Genomic DNA, 16,764 nt, shown 5'->3' with positions numbered 1-16,764 from the left:
TCTGTAGTTTGCGACCCAACCCTTATCCCTTGCCACCATGCTGCTTTTACTCTCCCCCGCCAAAGCCCTCGACTACGACACTCCCGCCGGTGATGTACCGCATACCCAGCCACAGTTTGTGGCCCAGTCTACTGAGCTGATCGAGATCCTGCGCCAGAAATCACCACAAGACATCGCCCAGCTGATGCACCTGAGCGACACCCTGAGCGGCCTGAACGTGGCGCGTTACCAGGCCTGGACGCCCAAGTTCACCGCCAAAAACGCCAAACAGGCGGTGCTGGCCTTCAACGGCGATGTCTATGGTGGCCTGGACGCCAAAACCCTGGATGCCAAGGCATTGGCCTGGCTGCAGGAGCATGTGGGCATCTTGAGTGGGCTCTACGGCGTGCTGCGCCCGCTGGACTACATGCAGCCCTACCGGCTGGAAATGGGCACCCAGCTGGCCAATGCCCGTGGCAAAAACCTGTACGAGTTCTGGGGCAGCCAGATCGCCGAGCACCTCAACACCTGCCTGAAAAAAGACGCGGCGCCAGTCATCGTCAACCTGGCCTCGGTCGAGTACTTCAAGGCGGTGGACCGCACGGCCCTCAAAGCGCGGGTGGTGGAGTGTGTGTTTGAGGAATACAAGGGCGGCAAATACAAGATCGTGAGTTTTCACGCCAAACGCGCGCGTGGGCTGATGGCGCGTTTTGCGGCGGTACATGCGATCAAGAAGCCTGAGCAACTGGTCGGTTTTGATGCCGAAGGGTATGCCTATGACGTAGGCGCCTCCACACCTGATCGACTGGTGTTCCGCCGCCGCGCTGCGGATTGAGTTTTTCAGAAGAAATGGCGCTACAGCCCTTATTGATATAGGGTGAGTAGCTATTGAAAGCAGAGTGCCCATGAACCCCATCGACCATTCCCCTCTCGGCCAGGCCACGCAGTATGTAGATCAGTACGACGCCAGCCTGCTGTTCCCGATTCCGCGAGCAGCGCAGCGCGAGAAGCTTGGTATCAGCCAGCGGCTGCCGTTTCTCGGCGCTGATTTGTGGACCGCGTTTGAGCTGAGCTGGCTCAACACACGTGGCAAGCCGCAGCTGGCGCTGGCCCACATCACGGTGCCGTGTGAATCGACCAACATCATCGAGAGCAAGTCGTTCAAGCTGTACCTGGGCAGTTTCAGCAACACCCGGTTTGCCGACGCAGCGGAGGTGCAGGCACGTTTGCGTGCCGATTTGACCGAAGCTGCCTGGCGCGGCGCCATCGTGCAAAGCAGTGTGGGCGTCAAGTTGATTGCGCCTGAGTTGTTTGACCAGGAGCCGATCCATGAACTCGACGGCCTGAGCCTGGACCGGCTCGATCTGGACTGTGACCGTTACACCCCCGCGCCCGAGTTGCTGAGCGCGGCCACCGAAGAGGCGCCGGTGTCCGAGGTGTTGACCAGCAACCTGCTCAAAAGCAATTGCCCGGTCACCGGCCAGCCGGACTGGGGCAGTCTGCAGATCAGCTACTTTGGCCCGCAGATCGACCAGGCCGGGTTACTGCGTTACATCGTGAGTTTTCGCAACCACAACGGTTTCCATGAAGACTGTGTCGAGCGCATCTTCATGGACATCCAGGCCCGCTGTTTGCCGCACAAGCTCAGCGTCTACGCGCGTTACACGCGCCGGGGCGGGCTGGACATCAACCCGTTTCGCTCGAGTTTTCCGCAAGCGCTGCCGCGCCATGTGCGCACCGCACGGCAGTAGGGTTTTTGCCCGTTAGCCCTTATGCAATAAGGGCTGGTAGCTATTTATTTGTTAGCCAGTTCCTGTTTCACTGCCTCCACCAACTGGGGGGCGTCGGCAGTGGTGGCGGGGGCAAAACGGCGCACCACTTGACCCTTGCGGTTGATCAGGAATTTCTCAAAATTCCACACCACCTCGGGGGCGCTGGTGGGTTCAATCTTGTGGCCGCGCAGCATGGTCTCCACACCGGCACGTTCTTCGGTGACCGGCTGGGCGGCGGTGAGCCACTGGTAGAGCGGGTGTTTGTTGTCACCGGTCACCACAATTTTGCTGAACACCGGGAACTGCACACCGTAGTTCAGGCTGCAAAAGCTGGCGATCTCGGCATCGGTGCCGGGTTCCTGGCCCGCAAAGTCATTGGCCGGGAAACCCAGCACCGTCAGACCCTGGTCGCGGTAGGTTTCAAACAGTTTTTCCAGGCCTTCGTACTGCGGTGTCAGACCACATTTGGAAGCCACGTTGACGATCAGCAGCACCTGGTCTTTGTAATCGGCCAAGGTGGTGTCAGAGCCGTTGGCTTGGCGCAGGGTGATGTCGTACAGCGATGTGGTCATGGTGGTGTCCTTGGTGGATGGGGTAGGGGAAAAGAAGGCCGGTGTGAACCGTGACCTGGTTGAAAAAAGCACCGGTGGATTACAGCAAAAGCGCCATTCTTGTGCCGCCAGAGGGGCTATGCGGGCCACGACTGTTAATCAAACAGCTGCGGCTCAGAGACTATGGATTTAGAAGCTGTTAGCCCTTGATATATAAGGGCTGGAGGCTGGTTTGATGCCATCTCTGCTGCATCCTGCAGGCGCATCAGCGAGGCCACCCGCACACCCAGCAGGCGCAGGCGCCGGTTCAATGGCACCCGTTTGAGGCAGTGTCCCGCAATCCGGCGGATGGTTTGGGCGTCACCCACATAAGCCTCCACCGTCTGGTCTCGGGTGACACTTTTGAAATCGTCAAAACGCAGCTTGATGCCAATGGTTTTGCCGACATACCCCTTGTTGGCCAGGTCGGCCGCCACCTGCTCACACAGCTTGGTGAAGATGGCGCCGAGCTCGACCTTGTCGCGCACCGCGTGTAAATCGCGATCAAAGGTGGTTTCGCGGCTGATCGATACCGGCTCACTCTCCAGCGCCACCGGGCGGTCGTCCTGGCCGTGTGAGGCCGCATACAGCCAGGCGCCGGTTTTCTGGCCAAAGTGGTCGATCAGCCAGTCCAGCTCCTGTTGCGCCAGCTGGCCGATGGTGGTGATGCCCAGACCTTGCAGTTTTTCATCGGCCTTGGGGCCGATGCCGTTGATCTTGCGGCAGGCCAGCGGCCAGATCTTGCTCTCCAGATCCTCCTCGAACACGATGGCGATGCCGTTGGGTTTGTTGAACTCGCTGGCCATCTTGGCCAGCAGCTTGTTGGGTGCCACCCCGATCGAGCAGGTCAGACCGGTCTGCTGAAAAATCGTCTTCTGGATCAGGCGCGCCAGCACCCGGCCACCGTCGCGCTGGCCACCGGGTACCTCGGTGAAGTCGATGTAGACCTCGTCCACCCCCCGGTCTTCCATCAGCGGGGCGATGTCCAGGATGATGTCCTTGAACGCGCGCGAAAAACGCCGGATCTCGGTGAAGTCCACCGGCAGCAAAATCGCCTCTGGGCACAGTTTGGCCGCTTTCATCAGGCCCATGGCCGAGCCCACACCCGACTGGCGCGCCGCGTAGGTGGCGGTGGTGATGACACCGCGCCCGGTGTAACCCGCCAGCCGTGGAAAGTCTGCCACCGGGATCTTGTGCAGCGGCACATCGGCATGGGCCAACAACAAGGCGTCATCGGCCGAGCGCCGCCCGCCACCAATCACCACTGGCAGGCCTTTGAGCTGCGGGTAACGCAGCAGCTCCACCGAGGCGTAAAACGCGTCCATGTCCAGGTGGGCAATGCGGCGGATCAGGCGGGGTGGCATATCGGGTGGGGCAACACAGGCATGTTGGCAAGGATACCGCGCCAGGCGGTGCTTTTTGCCCACCCATACCGGCGCTGGCCCTGCTGTCTAGATGACAAATTCCAGAGCTTTTTGGGCGGGGACAGGTTAAGCTTGACGGGGTTTATCAAACGTCAGTGGGTAGTTTATGGACAAGCATTTCTTGACATCGCTGTTTTCTCCGGGCTCCATTGCCGTGTTTGCCGGCCAGACCAGCGATCCCGATTCCCAAACGCCGCAAGCGCGCGCCTTGCACCGGGCCCTGACCGCCCAGCAATACGCGGGCAAACTGGTGTTTCTGGACACCCATGCCAGTGGCACCTTGGCAGATCTGGCCAGTGTGCATGCCGATCTGGCCATCATCGCGCTGCCCCCTGGCGAAGTGGCCGCGGCGCTGGAGCTGGCCGGGCGCATCAAATGCCGCTCGGCGCTGGTGATCTCCAGTGGCATCGACGCCGCCCACGCGGCCGAGTTGCACAAAATGGCCTCGCGCGACGGCATCTACCTGCTCGGGCCCAATTGCCTGGGTTTTCAGCGGCCCCATTTACAACTCAATGCAAGTGTCGCCGGGCCGCTGGGATCACCCGGCCCGCTGGCGCTGGTGTCGCAGTCGGGCGCGTTGACCTCGTCGATCCTGGACTGGGCACGCAAAAACGCGGTGGGTTTCTCGACCGTGGTCTCACTGGGCCCCAATACCGCCGTCGACATGGCGCAGGTGCTGGACTTTTTAGCGTCGGATGCCAAAACCCACAGCATCGTGGTGTATCTGGAAGGCATCACCAACGCCCGGCGTTTCATGAGTGCCCTGCGTGCGGCAGCCAATGCCAAGCCGGTGGTGGTGCTCAAGGCGGGCCGCAAACCGGCCAGCAACCGCGCGGCCCTGACACACTCGGGTGCGATTGTGGGCAGTGACGAGGTGTTTGACGCCGCCCTGCGCCGCGCCGGTGCGGTGCGGGTGCGCTCCTTTGTGCAGCTGTTCTCCGCCGCCAAATGCCTGGCCTCACGTTACAAACCGGTGGGTCGGCGTTTGGCCATCATCACCAACGGCGGTGGGCCGGGTGTGCTGGCGGCTGACTGGGTCAGTGAAATCAACCTGGAACTCGGGCGCCTGAGCCCGCAGGCGATTGAGGCGCTCAAACCCGCGTTGTCGCCCCTGGCCACGCTCAGCGATCTGGTCGATGTCTCAGAAGAGGCCGGCCCCGAACACTACCGCGCTGCCATCGAGGCAGCCAGCCAGGCCAGCCAGATCGATGGCATTCTGGTGATTTATTCCCCCAAGGTCGACCGGGATGGGGATGCCATCGCCAGCGCCATTGCCGGTTTCAACCGCCAGGTCAACAAACCGCTGCTGACCTGCTGGATGGGCGACGCCTCGGTGGGGGACGCGCGCAAGATCCTCAACGACGCGGCTATTCCCACCTTTCGCACCCCTGAGGCCGCGGTGGGCGCCTTTGGCAACATCGCGTCCTTCTACCAGAACCAGCTGCTGCTGCAGCAAACCCCGCCGCCCTTGAGCGAGTTGTCGCGCCCGGATGTGGAAGGTGCGCGCCTGCTGATCGAGAGTGTGCTGGCCGAGCGGCGCAAGGTGCTGACCGAGATGGAGTCCAAGGCGCTGCTGGCGGCATTCCACATCCCGGTCACCAAGACCATCCTGGCGCGCAGTCCCAACGAGGCGATGATGATCGCCACCCAGCTGGGTTTCCCGGTGGCGCTCAAGATCGACTCGCCCGATGTCAGCCACAAGTCGGACGTGCAGGGTGTGGCCCTGAATGTGATGAACGCCATGGGTGTGCGCGATGTGTATTTGGAGATGATCCAGAACGTCAAACGCCTGCAGCCCGACGCCAAGATCAACGGTGTCACGGTGCAGAACATGTCGAACCAGACACGTGGTCGCGAGGTCTGTGTGGGCCTGGTCACCGACGACCCGTTTGGCCCGGTGATCACCTTTGGTGCGGGTGGCACCATGATCGAGCTGATCAACGACCGCGCCATGGAGTTGCCGCCGCTGAACCAGTTTCTGGCGCGTCGGCTGATCGAGCGTTCACGGGTGGCAGACACCCTGGGTGCCTGGCGCGGTGCCAGAGCCGCCGATGTGGAGTCGCTGGAGCAGATTCTGCTGCGGGTGTCTGAAATGGTGTGTGAGCTGCCGCAGCTGCGCGAGATGGACATCAACCCCATCATCGTGGACGAGTCGGGTTCGTTGGCGGTGGACGCCCGCATCATCATCGACAACGCCGCGCCCTCGGTGCGCCACTACAACCACCTGGCGATCCTGCCTTACCCCTCGCAGCATGAGCAGGTGTTCCCGATGGCCGGTGGCGGGGAGTACGTGGTGCGCCCGATCCACCCCGACGACGCCTTGATGCTGCAGGCCTTTGTGCGCGGCCTGTCGCCCGAGAGCCGTTATTTCCGCTTTGTGTCGAGCATGCAGGAGCTGCCCGCCACCATGTTGTCGCGTTTCACCCTGATCGACTACGACCGCGAGATGGCGCTGGTGGCCTTGCACGCCTCCACCAGCCTGGACGAACACGGTCAGTCACAGCAGACCACACGGGTGGTCGGTGTGTCGCGCTACATCACCAACCCGGACCGCGCCAGCTGCGAGTTCTCGCTGGTGGTGGCTGATGACTTCAAGGGCCAGGGCCTGGGCTCGCGCCTGATGCTCTCGATCATGGACTTTGCCCGTGAAAAAGGGCTGACCGAGATCGAAGGCCTGGTGCTGGCCAACAACGCCAACATGCTCAAACTCATGCGTGGCCTGGGCTTCCAGGTGAAAGCCTTCCCGGAAGACCCGGACTTCAAGTTGGTGACACACCAGTTGCAGCTGTCCTGATCTTCGCCCTGACAAGCTCAATGAACGGACGCAACACCGGCGACGGGTTGTGTTGTGCATAGGCCAGCGCGATACCCATCGACAGCTTGTTGTCACCTTCTTTCAGGGCCCTGAAGCTCACGCCTTGGCGTTTGACTTTTTGCAGTGACGCAGGCAACAGCCCAAAACCTTGTCCTTGTGCAATCAAGCCCAGCAGGATGTGGTGGTCCGGTGGTTCCGGGACCACGTTGGGCTTGAAATCGATCCGGTTAAAAAATGCCTGGCAGTGGTCGTAAAAGCCGGGATTCAAGCGGCGTTCAAACCAGAACAAGGCTTCATTGCGAAGGTCGTCGAAACTGAGTCGGCGTTTTTTGGCGAGTGGATGGGCGGTCGGCAAGGCCACCACAAGCGGTTCCTCCAGGACAGTCTCCACCGTCAAGCCCTCGGTATGGGTGTGCAAACCAATGAAGGCGGCGTCCATGTTGCCGTTTTGGATGTCCCGGACAAGACGTGTCGAGTGCCTGCCTTTGGAGATGATCCGCCACTCAGGGAAACGCTGCTGCAGGCTGTCAACAACGTCGGGGATGGCGCTGCGGTCAAACACCGTGGTGTAGCCCAGCACAAACTGGCCTCCTTCAGTACCTGTTGCCGCTCTGGCCACCGTAATCGCCTTGTCCACCTGCCGCAGGCTTAGCCGCACTTCCGGCAGGAATGCGAGCCCAGCTTCTGTCAGCGTGACGCCTGACTTGCCCCGCAGGAACAGCGCCACGCCTAATTGCTCTTCCAACTGCTGGATTTGCCTGCTCAAGGGGGGTTGTGAGATATGCAATCGCAGCGCCGCACGTCCGAAGTTGAGTTCTTCACTCACCGCCAGAAAGTAGCGCAGCTGGCGCAGGTCAATCGAGTTTGTCATACCAAAAAGGTATCACAAAAAGAGTATTGGATGCGCAAGAAAGCGCGACATACAGTGCGCTCACTTATCAACACCAAGGAAATCACATGAACAGCGAACGCTATGTACGGGGCTTGGCCAAGCTCAAAGAGATTGACGGCCAAGCCGGTGAAAAGGTGATCAACAGTCTGAGCGATATCGCGCCCGACTTTGCGCGGCTACTCATTGAATTTCCCTTTGGCGACATCTATTCGCGGCCCGGTCTGGATCTCAAGACGCGGGAACTTGCCGTGGTTGCGGCACTCACCGCGCTGGGTAACGCAGCACCTCAACTCAAGGTGCACATCCAGGGCGCGCGCAATGTGGGTTGCACTGAGCAGGAAATTGTCGAAGTCATCATCCAGATGGCGGTTTATGCCGGGTTCCCTGCTGCATTAAACGGCCTGTTTGCGGCCAAAGAAGTTTTTGCGCAGAAGCACCCCCCACCCAGCCACTGAAGAGCGCCACAGCGCAGCTCAGCAGGGCGCGGGACGGCAGATGACTTCAAGCCGGTGACACACCCGCTGCAGCTGGCCCGAAATACTGCGGGTGGCAGGTGGGGCCGCAGGGGTGGATTTCTACCGTGATGTGCACCAGCTCTTCGTGGATGCTCAGCAGGTTTTTGAAGTAGTCGGGTGTTGCAGTCTGCCCGGCAGCCAGTGACAGGATGCAGGCGTATTTGCCTTTGCCTACCCGCCACACATGCAGGTCGGTGATGTGCGCCGGGATCGGGCTGGCCGCAATCACCTCGCGAATTTCTTCACTGACCGGCGCGTCCATCTCGGCATCCAGCAGCACACGCCCGCTGTCACGCAACAAACCGTAGGCCCAGACACCCACCAATGCGGCACCGGCCATGCCCATCAGTGGGTCGAGCCAGTCGGCGCCCCAAAGCTTGCCGCCCATCAGCGCCAGGATGGCCAGCACCGAGGTGGCGGCATCGGCCACCACATGGATGTAGGCCGAGCGCAGGTTCAGGTCTTCGTGGTGGGCATGCCCATGGGAATGTCCGTGGTGGTGATCGTGTCCATGTCCATGTCCATGTCCATGTCCATGTCCATGTCCATGGTCGTGCCGGTGGTCATGGTGGTCCCGTAGCAGCCAGGCGCATGCCAGGTTGACCAGCAGGCCACCCAGTGCAATCGCGATGGCTTGGTCGTACTGGATCGGTGTGGGTGAGATCAGCCGCTCGACCGACTGGTACAACATCAGCACCGCAATGCCCACCAAAAAGGTGGCGCTGGTGTAACCGCCCAGCACCTCGATCTTCCAGGTGCCAAAGGCAAAACGGCTGTCCTTGGCAAAACGCCGCGCTGCACCGTAGGCCATGACCGACAGGCCCAGCGCCAGCGCGTGCGAGCTCATGTGCCAGCCGTCGGCCAGCAGCGCCATCGAGTTGCAGTACCAGCCGCCAGCGATTTCGGCCACCATCATGACGGCGGTGAGCATCACTGCCCAGCGGGTGTTCCGCTCAGCCAGCGGGTTGCCTTCGTCAAACACGTGGCTGTGGTCCAGCGGGGCGGCGGTAAGGGGGGGCTGCATGGTGGTACGCTTCCTGTTCTAACGGGGGTGTCTAGATACTATACCCCAGTATACTTTTATCGACAGAAAGAGACCGACCGTGCCGCATACGATCAAAAGCAAGAAGCAGTTGTTGACCCGCGTCCGCCGCATCAAGGGCCAGGCCGATGCGCTGGAGCGCGCGCTGGAGCAAGAGACCGATTGCTCCGCCGTGCTGCAGCAGATTGCCGCCATCCGTGGTGCGGTGAATGGGCTGATGGCCGAGGTGTTGGAGGGCCACCTGCGCGAACACCTGGACGCGCAAGACCTGCCGCTGGAGCAACGCCGCAACGACCTGGAGCAGGTGGTGAAAACGCTGCGCTCTTACCTCAAATAAACGCAGGTTGCTGGGGCAGGGCGAGCCCGCCCCAGGGCTTTACACCGGGTAGGTGCCGGGCAGCAAGATGCCCTTGTCCACGGTGTCGATGTTGGTGTGGCCACAAAAGGCCATGGTCAGGTCGAGCTCTTTGTGGATGATCTCCAGCGCCTTGGTCACCCCCTCTTCACCCAAAGCACCCAGGCCGTACAAAAAGGCGCGGCCAATGTAGGTGCCGCGTGCACCCAGGGCGCGGGCTTTGAGCACATCCTGGCCGCTGCGGATGCCGCCGTCCATGTGCACCTCGATGTCTTTGCCCACGGCATCGACGATGGCGGGCAGGGCGCTGATGGAGCTGGGTGCGCCGTCAAGTTGGCGGCCGCCGTGGTTGCTGACAATCATCGCGTCGGCGCCTGAGTTGACTGCCAGGCGGGCGTCTTCCACGTCCTGAATGCCTTTGATGATGAGTTTGCCGCCCCAGCGGTTTTTGATCCACTCAACATCGTCCCAGCTCAGGGCCGGGTCAAACTGTTTGGCGGTCCATTCACTCAAACTGCCCATGTTTTCCACGCCCTTGACGTGACCGACGATGTTGCCAAAACCACGCCGCTGGGTGCCCAGCATGCCCAAACCCCAGCGCACCTTGGTCATCATGTTGACGATGTTGGGGATGGTGAGTTTGGGTGGTGCTGACAGCCCGTTTTTGATGTCCTTGTGGCGCTGGCCCAGGATTTGTAAATCCAGCGTGATCATCAGCGCCGAGCAGTGTGCCGCCTTGGCGCGGTCGATCAGGCGCGCGATGAAGTCACGGTCACGCATCACATACAGCTGAAACCAGAACGGGTGGCCACCGGTTTCCTTGGCCACATCTTCGATCGAGCAGATGCTCATGGTCGAGAGCGTGAACGGGATGCCGAATTTTTTGGCCGCATTGGCCGCCTTGATTTCACCGTCGGCACTCTGCATGCCGGTCAACCCGGTGGGTGCAATCGCCACCGGCATCGCCACCTTCTGGCCGATCATGGTGCTGGCTGTGCTGCGGTTTTCCATGTTGATGGCCACGCGTTGGCGCAGTTTGATCGCCTGGAAGTCCGCCGAGTTGGCACGATAGGTGCTCTCAGTCCAACTGCCAGAGTCGGCATAGTCGTAGAACATGCGCGGCACCCGCGCTTTGGCCAGAATGCGCAGGTCTTCAATGTTGGTGATCACGGGCATAACAGGGGCTCCTTTGAATGCCCTGCATGTTACGGGGCCAAACTGGCGTGCCATTTGAAAAGTGCTGAAGCGCTTGTGAAATTTGTTGACGGCGCCCCCTGTGCGCCATTTTTTGAGAAGGTGAACACATGCAGAAAACAGATGTCTTGATCGTGGGTGCGGGCATGGCGGGTGCCTCTGCCGCCTATTTTTTGGCGCCGCACCGGCAGGTGACGCTGCTGGAGTGGGAGTCGCAGCCGGGTTACCACGCCACCGGGCGTTCGGCCGCGCTGTATTCGGAAACCTATGGCAATGCCACGGTGCGTGCCATCACCACCGCAGCCAAGACGTTTTACTTTGCGCCGCCCGAGGGGTTTTCGCCGTACCCGCTGGTCACACCGCGTGGCACTTTGATTGTGGGCACAGCGGACGACCACGACGCGTTGCGTGAGCGGTTTGAGGCGATGCAGACCCTGATCCCCAATGTGCAGTGGTGGACGCAGGAGCAGATGCTGCAGACGGTGCCGGTGCTGCAGCCCGAGTTTGCCGCGTTTGGCATCTTCGAGCCCGATGCCATGGACATGGATGTACACGGCATCCACCAAGGCTTTTTGCGCGGCGCCAAAGCCGCTGGCGCCAAACTGGTGTGTGACGCCCAGGCGCAGGCCGTGGTGCGCGAAGACGGCGGCTGGCGCGTGGACACCCCGGCAGGCAGCTTCTGGGCGCCGGTGCTGGTCAACGCGGCGGGCGCCTGGTGTGACGAGCTGGCCCAGCTGGCCGGTGTGGCCCCAGTGGGTTTACAACCCAAACGCCGCACTGCCTTCACCTGCGAGCCACCTGCTGGCAGTGACAGCGCCCACTGGCCGATGGTGATTGACCTCCAGGAAACCTTCTACATCAAGCCCGATGCGGGCCTGCTGCTGGTGTCACCCGCCAACGAAGACCTGGTGCACCCGCAAGACGTGCAGCCCGAAGAGCTGGACGTGGCGATTGCGGTGGACCGGGTTGAGACCGTGACCACGCTGCAGATCCGCAAGATCAAACGCTCGTGGGCCGGTTTGCGCTCGTTTGTGGCCGACAAAACCCCGGTGGTGGGTTTTGCGCCGGATGCACCAGGCTTTTTCTGGCTGGCCGGGCAGGGTGGTTACGGCATCCAGACCGCACCGGCCATGGGTGAGCTGACGGCGGCGCTGGTGCAGGGCCTGCCGGTGCCTGCGGCTCTGGCGGCGGTGGGTGTGCGGGCCGAGGATGTGTCACCCCTGCGTCCTGGCTTGGGTGCAACGCTTTGAGGGTTTATAAAGAAAATTGGCCTCTAGCCCTTTTAGAATAAGGTCTGGTTGCTATGAAGTTTGAGTACCTGAAGACAGCAGACTGTTGTGGCTTGGTGTTGGTGGCGGGCCTTGTTTGTCCTCTTCTCCGCTGGACTCACGGCAAACGTCGTGGCAGAGGCACTTTTCTGACAGCCTCAACGTTCAAGATCAGTGGCTGCCGAAGGTGGTCCGCTGGCGCGAGAGGTCAGAACGACCCCTATTCGCCAAAAGGTGAGACCTCCGCTCAAGATCGCCCACGCAACCGGGACCCAGAGCCCATGGAAGAGCCAGTAGAGGGACGCCACGATCCCTAAGGCGTAAGCGACAAAAGCAACTTTCTTCCGTAACGCAGGGGCTGCCAACGTGGGGAAGAGGACAACGAGAGAACCACACATCAAAGAACCAACCGCCAAAGCCAAGTCCGAAACGAAGGATGACCATGGGGCGTTGCACATACCCGAGACTAGGTACTCCGAGGGGCACAGCCACTCGTTCACTTTGTAGATGACCACGGCAGCAAAAACGCCAAGGTAGAAGCCAACCAAGGCGGCAGGTACTGTGAGAAGCCAACGGAGGGTGCGCATGGTTTTAACGATTGAAAGGCGCTTCCCCGTCCCTAGCCAAGCGTAACCGTTGAGGGTGACGCTGAACGGCAAGCACGTGCCACGATGGGGATGTCAAACTTTTGGCGCACCGCAATGTCGTTGTCATCAACTTGTCCGAGAGGGGAAGTTGTGAGCATCGTAACGGTTGGAATCGATCTGGCAAAAAAACGTCTTTGCCGTTCCTGGTGTTGATGCCACAGACAAGCCTGTGCGACTGCAGCCCAGACCGATGCGGGCCTGCTGCTGGTGTCCTCCGCCAACGATGACCCGGTGCACCCGGATTTTCTGGCTGGCTGGGCAGGGTCGCTACGGCATCCAGACCGCACCGGCCATGGGTGAGTTGGCCGCCGCACTGGTGCAGGGGCTGCCGGTGCCAGCGGCCCTGGCGGCGGTGGGTGTGCGTGCTGAGGATGTGTCGCCCCTGCGCCCCGGCTTGGGCGCAACGTTCTGAGGGTCTATGAGGATAATTGGCCGCTGGCCCTTTGAAAGTAAGGGCTAGTAGCTATGAAGTTTGAGTTTCCAAAGGCAGTGGCCTGTTGTGGCTTGGTCTTGGTGGCGGGCCGTGTTTGCGATCATCTCCACTGGGTTCATGGCAAACGTTGTGGCAGAGGCACTTTTTACAGTCTCAACGTTGGATTTAACCGGCCTGCGCGGCTTCTTGCGCAGGTTCGGTGCATTGCAACGTTATGCCATTCATATGAAGGCCCCCGATCTGAGATGAGCAATTAGCGACCGAACCGGGTAAACAGCATCTCCGCGCTTGTGATGCTGAGTTGCAAATGACTCGGTCACCGCTTCACCTGAGTTGAGCAGTACAAATTCGGTCAGTTCTTCCGACAATCCGTCGGACTCTAAAACGACTGTGGCGAGTTGATCGTAAGCAATGAGGCCCACAAGGTAGCCATGAATTGCTTTCACCCTGTCTCTATTGAACTGGTGGAGCTTGTCGTATAGGCCCTTGGGTAGGCCATGCTTGAAACACTGCCTAAGCAGGCGCCCAAATTCACGCTCTCTCGGCTCAGTATGCGGTGTGTTCTCGTAATAGATACGGAGCCAGATATCCATGTATTGAAGACGAAGCGATATGACTTCCATCAGGCAACTGGACTCTCGCGCATGCCGTACTCGTAACGCGAGGCCTTCACGATTCGCCATCGACTGCTCAACCTCTGGTTCAGCCTCCGTTGCACGGAACAATTTGAACGTGCCGGGCGGCGAGGATCGAATAGCTTCGATCAACTGAGCGGTCGCTTGATCCATGGATGGCCTAACGAGGCTATAGAAAAACACGTTTCCCACGCGCCACCCTCTGGTACGGCGGCGTAGGCAGATTGAAAGCTGTGTTGTTGGAATTCATGACCGCAGAGTGCCGCAATTTGTCCCTCCTTTGCACCTCATGACCCCTTGCCTATCTTTTTCCAGGTTCCAGCAAGGTTTTTGGATGTATCGCTATTTGGGTTGCTTTGAATTGTGATCGTGTTTCCGCTGATTGTTCCTTCTGCGCTTCCCAAGACAGGGTCTAAAAAGGTAATCCGGTCGCCCTCTATCTTGTAGTTGCCAACATCTCCTGAGTTGGCAGCAAAAGATCCATCTTCTGATAGGCGGAGCAGTCTGGATGCTTCGTTGGAGTGTCTATAGCCGCCTATGTGGCTATGATCCGAGCAAGCTACCAATAAGAATGACAAGGTTGCTATGAGTAGCCGATTTGAATACTTGAACATTTCAAAGATGAGCTCGTATTGCTGTGAGGCCTAACGAATGAAAGGGCCTTCCCCGTCCCAGGCGAGCCGCGAGCCGTTGGGCTTGCGGTTAACGGCAACTGAGTGCCACGATGGAGAGGTCAAACTCTTGGCACGCCGCAATTTCATTGTCATCAACTTGTCCGAGAGGGGAAACCATGGTCATCGTAACCGTTGGAATCTACCTCGCCAAGAGTGTCTTTGCTGTTCATGGTGTCGATGCCACAGGCAAGCCTGTGCTAATGCGGCCCAGCAGCTGGTGTCACCCGCCAACGAAGATCTGGTGCCCCCGGCTTTTTCTGGCTGGCCGGCCAGGGCGGCTACGGCATCCAGACCGCCCCGGCCATAGGTGAACTGGCAGCCGTGGGGGTGCGGGCTGAGGATGTGTCACCGCTGCGTCCTGCCTTGGGTGCAACAGCCTGAGGGTTTATAAAGAAAATTGGCCTCTAGCCCTTATTTAATAAGGGCTGATAGCTACGAAGTTTGAGTCTTCGCAAGCAACAGCCTGTTGTGGCTTGGCGTTGTTAGCGGGCCGTGTTTGTGCTCTTCCCCGCTGGATTCATGGCAAACGTTGTGCCAGAAGCACCTTCTTACAGCCTCAACGTTTGAAGTAAGGTGCCAGCCAAAGGCCGGTCCCCTTGACTGAGTTAGGTATCGGCTCACTCTCGCTTGATCTCGAACGCCTTGCGAAGCTGAAAGACATGCTCCGGAATATCCTGTGGGTCATTGGCTACAGGCTCTGGGTTAAAGCGCGATTCGAAAATCTCCTCGATTACAAGGGGCACAAATTCTTCATCATGCCCCTTTGTAATCTCGCCCAATCTGGCTGCTAGGTCGAGCTCAATTGCAAGTCCTGCGGCCGCCATGAATGGGGCACGATTCAACGCTTCACTAAACATGCCACCTAGCGGTTCGGGAAGCCCAGCGACGATTGCAGGAAGCATTCCCGCAGAAAAGTCGAAGCTCGTGCAGTGCTCAATAGCTCCGAACGTGGTGTTCGCGCTCGCCGAATAAAGGTTGTCGCTGACCCGGCCAAAGAGATTCAAACGAACCCCGAGCATTACCATCGCTGCCGTTTGCTCGAATCCCATTCGCATCAAGGCAAGACCGAAGTCTGGTGCAAAACGCCGCATTGCCGGTTGGAGCAGGAAATTGACTGAAAGATACTTTTCAATATCGGCCCATCTCGCTTCGTACTCTTGAAATTTCAGAATAGTCAACGGCTCGCGGTGGAACACATCAAAGATAGCGAGTTCCTTTCCGTTGCACAGACCGAATTCTCGGCATGCGATCTCAGGGTGCATAGCGTAGCTGTAGGCCTGCTGCACGTGCGCATGATCGAGGACGTCTTCCCTGGGGCTTTTTGCGTCCAATATGAAAAGGGGCTTGTCGTCATGTACCAACGTGTAGTCGGGTACGACCGTAACAGGGTGATTGCGAGTACCTATTCGAATGAATGGGTGCTTCAATGATTTGCTTCTAATTACTCGGTTCTTGCCTGAGGGCAAGTATCCCAACTTTGAAAGCATTGGTGCCAAGATGAGTTCCCGAACGGAATCTTCCTTGAAATCAGGATCATCGAAGCTGCAATTGGTGATGCCAGCGAACATATCTCTCCCGATGCCTAACGAATGAAAAGGACTTCCCCGCCCCAACCAAGCCACGACCCGTGAGGCTTGCGGTTAACGGCAACCAAGTGCCATGACTGGTCGGCCAAACTGGTCATCCGCTTGTCCAAACGGGAAAACTTTGACCATCGTAACGGGTGCATTCGTCCGTCAAAGAAGGTTTTTGCCGTTCTTGGTGTCTGCGCAACAGCTGCGTCTGTGCGACTGCAGCCCAGCGTGCTACGCGCCAAGCGGGCTACACACCCTGGCTCTGCAAGGTCACCGGGCCTTTGGGCGTGTTCAGGGTGACGGTGATGTTGGCCGGGCCATCTTCTACCGTGACACCTGCCAGCCCGATGGCTTCATAGGCTGCCAACAATTTGGCAGCGGTCGGGTGGGTCACGGCCACACTTTGCAGTGTGACGCCAGAGCGTGGCAGGCTGTTGCGTGGGTGCAGGCGCAGCGGTTCTGCCTCTGCCGGTTTACCCCACTGGATCAGGCTGGGCAGCGCGCCGTCAAACAGGCGCTGGCCATCTTCGCGCACGGTGATTTGCCATTGCAGCAGGCCTTTGCGCGAATGGCGGCTGGTTTGTAGCGCCGGGCCACGGTCGATGCCCAGGGCCTTGAGCGCAGTGCGCCCGGCCTGTAACTCGTCGGTCTGGGCCACAAAATGCACCAGCTGCGGCGCCACGGCCACAGCGGCCTGTAGGGCCGTTTCATCCATGTCAAACCAGCGTCTAGCCCTTGTATCACCTGGGCTTTTAGCTTCTGGATTGATAGCGATGATCTCCAGGTAGGCCAGTGGGAACTTGGGCGTGGCGATTTTGATCAGGCGGTTGTGGGTGCCAAACTGCGGGTGTTCACCGCCCGGGCCGGGCGTGACGCCCAGCGTGGCTTCACACCAGGCCACACCCTGGTCCAGGGTCTGGGCAAGAATCACCAGATGGTCAATTTGGCTTTTCAT

General features: G+C 59.6%; 15 protein-coding genes. 7 read left to right on the top strand and 8 right to left on the bottom strand.

All coding sequences use genetic code 11. The features are described from left to right. Positions 1–37: 37 nt before the first annotated feature. On the top strand, positions 38–814 hold the full coding sequence (gene yaaA, locus KKO72_RS09905) for a peroxide stress protein YaaA (RefSeq protein ID WP_214937828.1): 777 nt from the start codon (positions 38–40) through the stop codon (positions 812–814). Positions 815–884: 70 nt separating this feature from the next. Then, entirely contained in the window at positions 885–1,730 is an 846-nt protein-coding gene (gene queF, locus KKO72_RS09900; RefSeq protein WP_214937826.1) for an NADPH-dependent 7-cyano-7-deazaguanine reductase QueF, read from the top strand. A 44-nt stretch (positions 1,731–1,774) separates the two neighbouring features. Here the strand turns inward: queF and KKO72_RS09895 are convergent, their stop codons facing one another. Continuing rightward, positions 1,775–2,323, bottom strand: a complete 549-nt coding sequence (locus KKO72_RS09895) for a glutathione peroxidase (RefSeq protein ID WP_214937824.1) — start codon at positions 2,321–2,323, stop codon at positions 1,775–1,777. A 134-nt stretch (positions 2,324–2,457) separates the two neighbouring features. Next, complete coding sequence (locus KKO72_RS09890; protein WP_251140570.1) at positions 2,458–3,705, bottom strand: DNA polymerase IV; 1,248 nt, start codon at positions 3,703–3,705, stop codon at positions 2,458–2,460. Positions 3,706–3,871: 166 nt separating this feature from the next. Here KKO72_RS09890 and KKO72_RS09885 point away from each other — a divergent pair, with 166 nt between their 5' ends. Beyond that, entirely contained in the window at positions 3,872–6,559 is a 2,688-nt protein-coding gene (locus tag KKO72_RS09885) for a bifunctional acetate--CoA ligase family protein/GNAT family N-acetyltransferase (protein WP_214937822.1), read from the top strand. Here KKO72_RS09885 and KKO72_RS09880 read toward each other — a convergent pair. After that, positions 6,525–7,451 (bottom strand): LysR family transcriptional regulator, encoded by a 927-nt coding sequence (locus KKO72_RS09880; protein ID WP_214937820.1) that lies wholly within the window; start codon positions 7,449–7,451, stop codon positions 6,525–6,527. The two genes, KKO72_RS09885 and KKO72_RS09880, sit on opposite strands and share 35 nt — an antisense overlap. A gap of 86 nt (positions 7,452–7,537) precedes the next feature. Between KKO72_RS09880 and KKO72_RS09875 the strand changes: the two genes are divergently transcribed. Next, positions 7,538–7,927 (top strand): carboxymuconolactone decarboxylase family protein, encoded by a 390-nt coding sequence (locus KKO72_RS09875; RefSeq protein ID WP_214937817.1) that lies wholly within the window; start codon positions 7,538–7,540, stop codon positions 7,925–7,927. A gap of 46 nt (positions 7,928–7,973) precedes the next feature. Here the strand turns inward: KKO72_RS09875 and dmeF are convergent, their stop codons facing one another. Further along, complete coding sequence (dmeF, locus tag KKO72_RS09870) at positions 7,974–9,011, bottom strand: CDF family Co(II)/Ni(II) efflux transporter DmeF (RefSeq protein WP_214937815.1); 1,038 nt, start codon at positions 9,009–9,011, stop codon at positions 7,974–7,976. A 79-nt stretch (positions 9,012–9,090) separates the two neighbouring features. Between dmeF and KKO72_RS09865 the strand changes: the two genes are divergently transcribed. Continuing rightward, a complete protein-coding gene (locus KKO72_RS09865) occupies positions 9,091–9,366 on the top strand; it encodes a metal/formaldehyde-sensitive transcriptional repressor (RefSeq protein WP_180128217.1) in 276 nt (91 codons plus the stop codon). Positions 9,367–9,405: 39 nt separating this feature from the next. Here the strand turns inward: KKO72_RS09865 and KKO72_RS09860 are convergent, their stop codons facing one another. Next, positions 9,406–10,560: an alpha-hydroxy acid oxidase gene (locus KKO72_RS09860; RefSeq protein ID WP_214937814.1), complete on the bottom strand. Its 1,155-nt coding sequence runs from the start codon at positions 10,558–10,560 to the stop codon at positions 9,406–9,408. A 128-nt stretch (positions 10,561–10,688) separates the two neighbouring features. On the opposite strand from KKO72_RS09860, the gene KKO72_RS09855 reads away from it, so the two are divergent. Together KKO72_RS09855 and KKO72_RS09850 are read left to right on the top strand one after the other, a co-directional pair. Continuing rightward, positions 10,689–11,828: an FAD-binding oxidoreductase gene (locus KKO72_RS09855; protein WP_214937812.1), complete on the top strand. Its 1,140-nt coding sequence runs from the start codon at positions 10,689–10,691 to the stop codon at positions 11,826–11,828. A gap of 888 nt (positions 11,829–12,716) precedes the next feature. Beyond that, on the top strand, positions 12,717–12,905 hold the full coding sequence (locus KKO72_RS09850) for a hypothetical protein (RefSeq protein ID WP_214937810.1): 189 nt from the start codon (positions 12,717–12,719) through the stop codon (positions 12,903–12,905). Positions 12,906–13,147: 242 nt separating this feature from the next. Here KKO72_RS09850 and KKO72_RS09845 read toward each other — a convergent pair whose 3' ends face one another. From KKO72_RS09845 to KKO72_RS09835, 3 genes are all read right to left on the bottom strand, one after another. Beyond that, positions 13,148–13,714, bottom strand: coding sequence for a hypothetical protein (locus KKO72_RS09845; RefSeq protein ID WP_214937808.1), 567 nt, complete (start codon positions 13,712–13,714; stop codon positions 13,148–13,150). A gap of 1,138 nt (positions 13,715–14,852) precedes the next feature. Then, positions 14,853–15,803 (bottom strand): type I restriction enzyme HsdR N-terminal domain-containing protein, encoded by a 951-nt coding sequence (locus KKO72_RS09840; protein ID WP_214937806.1) that lies wholly within the window; start codon positions 15,801–15,803, stop codon positions 14,853–14,855. Positions 15,804–16,056: 253 nt separating this feature from the next. Next, positions 16,057–16,764, bottom strand: a complete 708-nt coding sequence (locus KKO72_RS09835) for a VOC family protein (protein WP_214937804.1) — start codon at positions 16,762–16,764, stop codon at positions 16,057–16,059.

The organism is Rhodoferax sp. U11-2br, assembly GCF_018619435.1.
Taxonomy (GTDB): Bacteria; Pseudomonadota; Gammaproteobacteria; order Burkholderiales; family Burkholderiaceae_C; genus Rhodoferax.
The sequence above is the reverse complement of the archived record's forward strand: the minus strand, read 5'-3'. Positions and strand labels throughout refer to the sequence as shown.

Bases quoted from the DNA above. Each gene is read 5' to 3' on its own strand.
- KKO72_RS09880 (WP_214937820.1), bottom strand. From the start codon at position 7,451: ATGACAAACTCGATTGACCTGCGCCAGCTGCGCTACTTTCTGGCGGTG.
- KKO72_RS09845 (WP_214937808.1), bottom strand. From the start codon at position 13,714: ATGGATCAAGCGACCGCTCAGTTGATCGAAGCTATTCGATCCTCGCCG.
- KKO72_RS09885 (WP_214937822.1), top strand. From the start codon at position 3,872: ATGGACAAGCATTTCTTGACATCGCTGTTTTCTCCGGGCTCCATTGCC.
- KKO72_RS09840 (WP_214937806.1), bottom strand. From the start codon at position 15,803: ATGTTCGCTGGCATCACCAATTGCAGCTTCGATGATCCTGATTTCAAG.
- KKO72_RS09875 (WP_214937817.1), top strand. From the start codon at position 7,538: ATGAACAGCGAACGCTATGTACGGGGCTTGGCCAAGCTCAAAGAGATT.
- KKO72_RS09835 (WP_214937804.1), bottom strand. From the start codon at position 16,764: ATGAAAAGCCAAATTGACCATCTGGTGATTCTTGCCCAGACCCTGGAC.
- queF (WP_214937826.1), top strand. From the start codon at position 885: ATGAACCCCATCGACCATTCCCCTCTCGGCCAGGCCACGCAGTATGTA.
- KKO72_RS09895 (WP_214937824.1), bottom strand. From the start codon at position 2,323: ATGACCACATCGCTGTACGACATCACCCTGCGCCAAGCCAACGGCTCT.
- KKO72_RS09850 (WP_214937810.1), top strand. From the start codon at position 12,717: ATGACCCGGTGCACCCGGATTTTCTGGCTGGCTGGGCAGGGTCGCTAC.
- KKO72_RS09860 (WP_214937814.1), bottom strand. From the start codon at position 10,560: ATGCCCGTGATCACCAACATTGAAGACCTGCGCATTCTGGCCAAAGCG.
- KKO72_RS09855 (WP_214937812.1), top strand. From the start codon at position 10,689: ATGCAGAAAACAGATGTCTTGATCGTGGGTGCGGGCATGGCGGGTGCC.
- yaaA (WP_214937828.1), top strand. From the start codon at position 38: ATGCTGCTTTTACTCTCCCCCGCCAAAGCCCTCGACTACGACACTCCC.
- dmeF (WP_214937815.1), bottom strand. From the start codon at position 9,011: ATGCAGCCCCCCCTTACCGCCGCCCCGCTGGACCACAGCCACGTGTTT.
- KKO72_RS09890 (WP_251140570.1), bottom strand. From the start codon at position 3,705: ATGCCACCCCGCCTGATCCGCCGCATTGCCCACCTGGACATGGACGCG.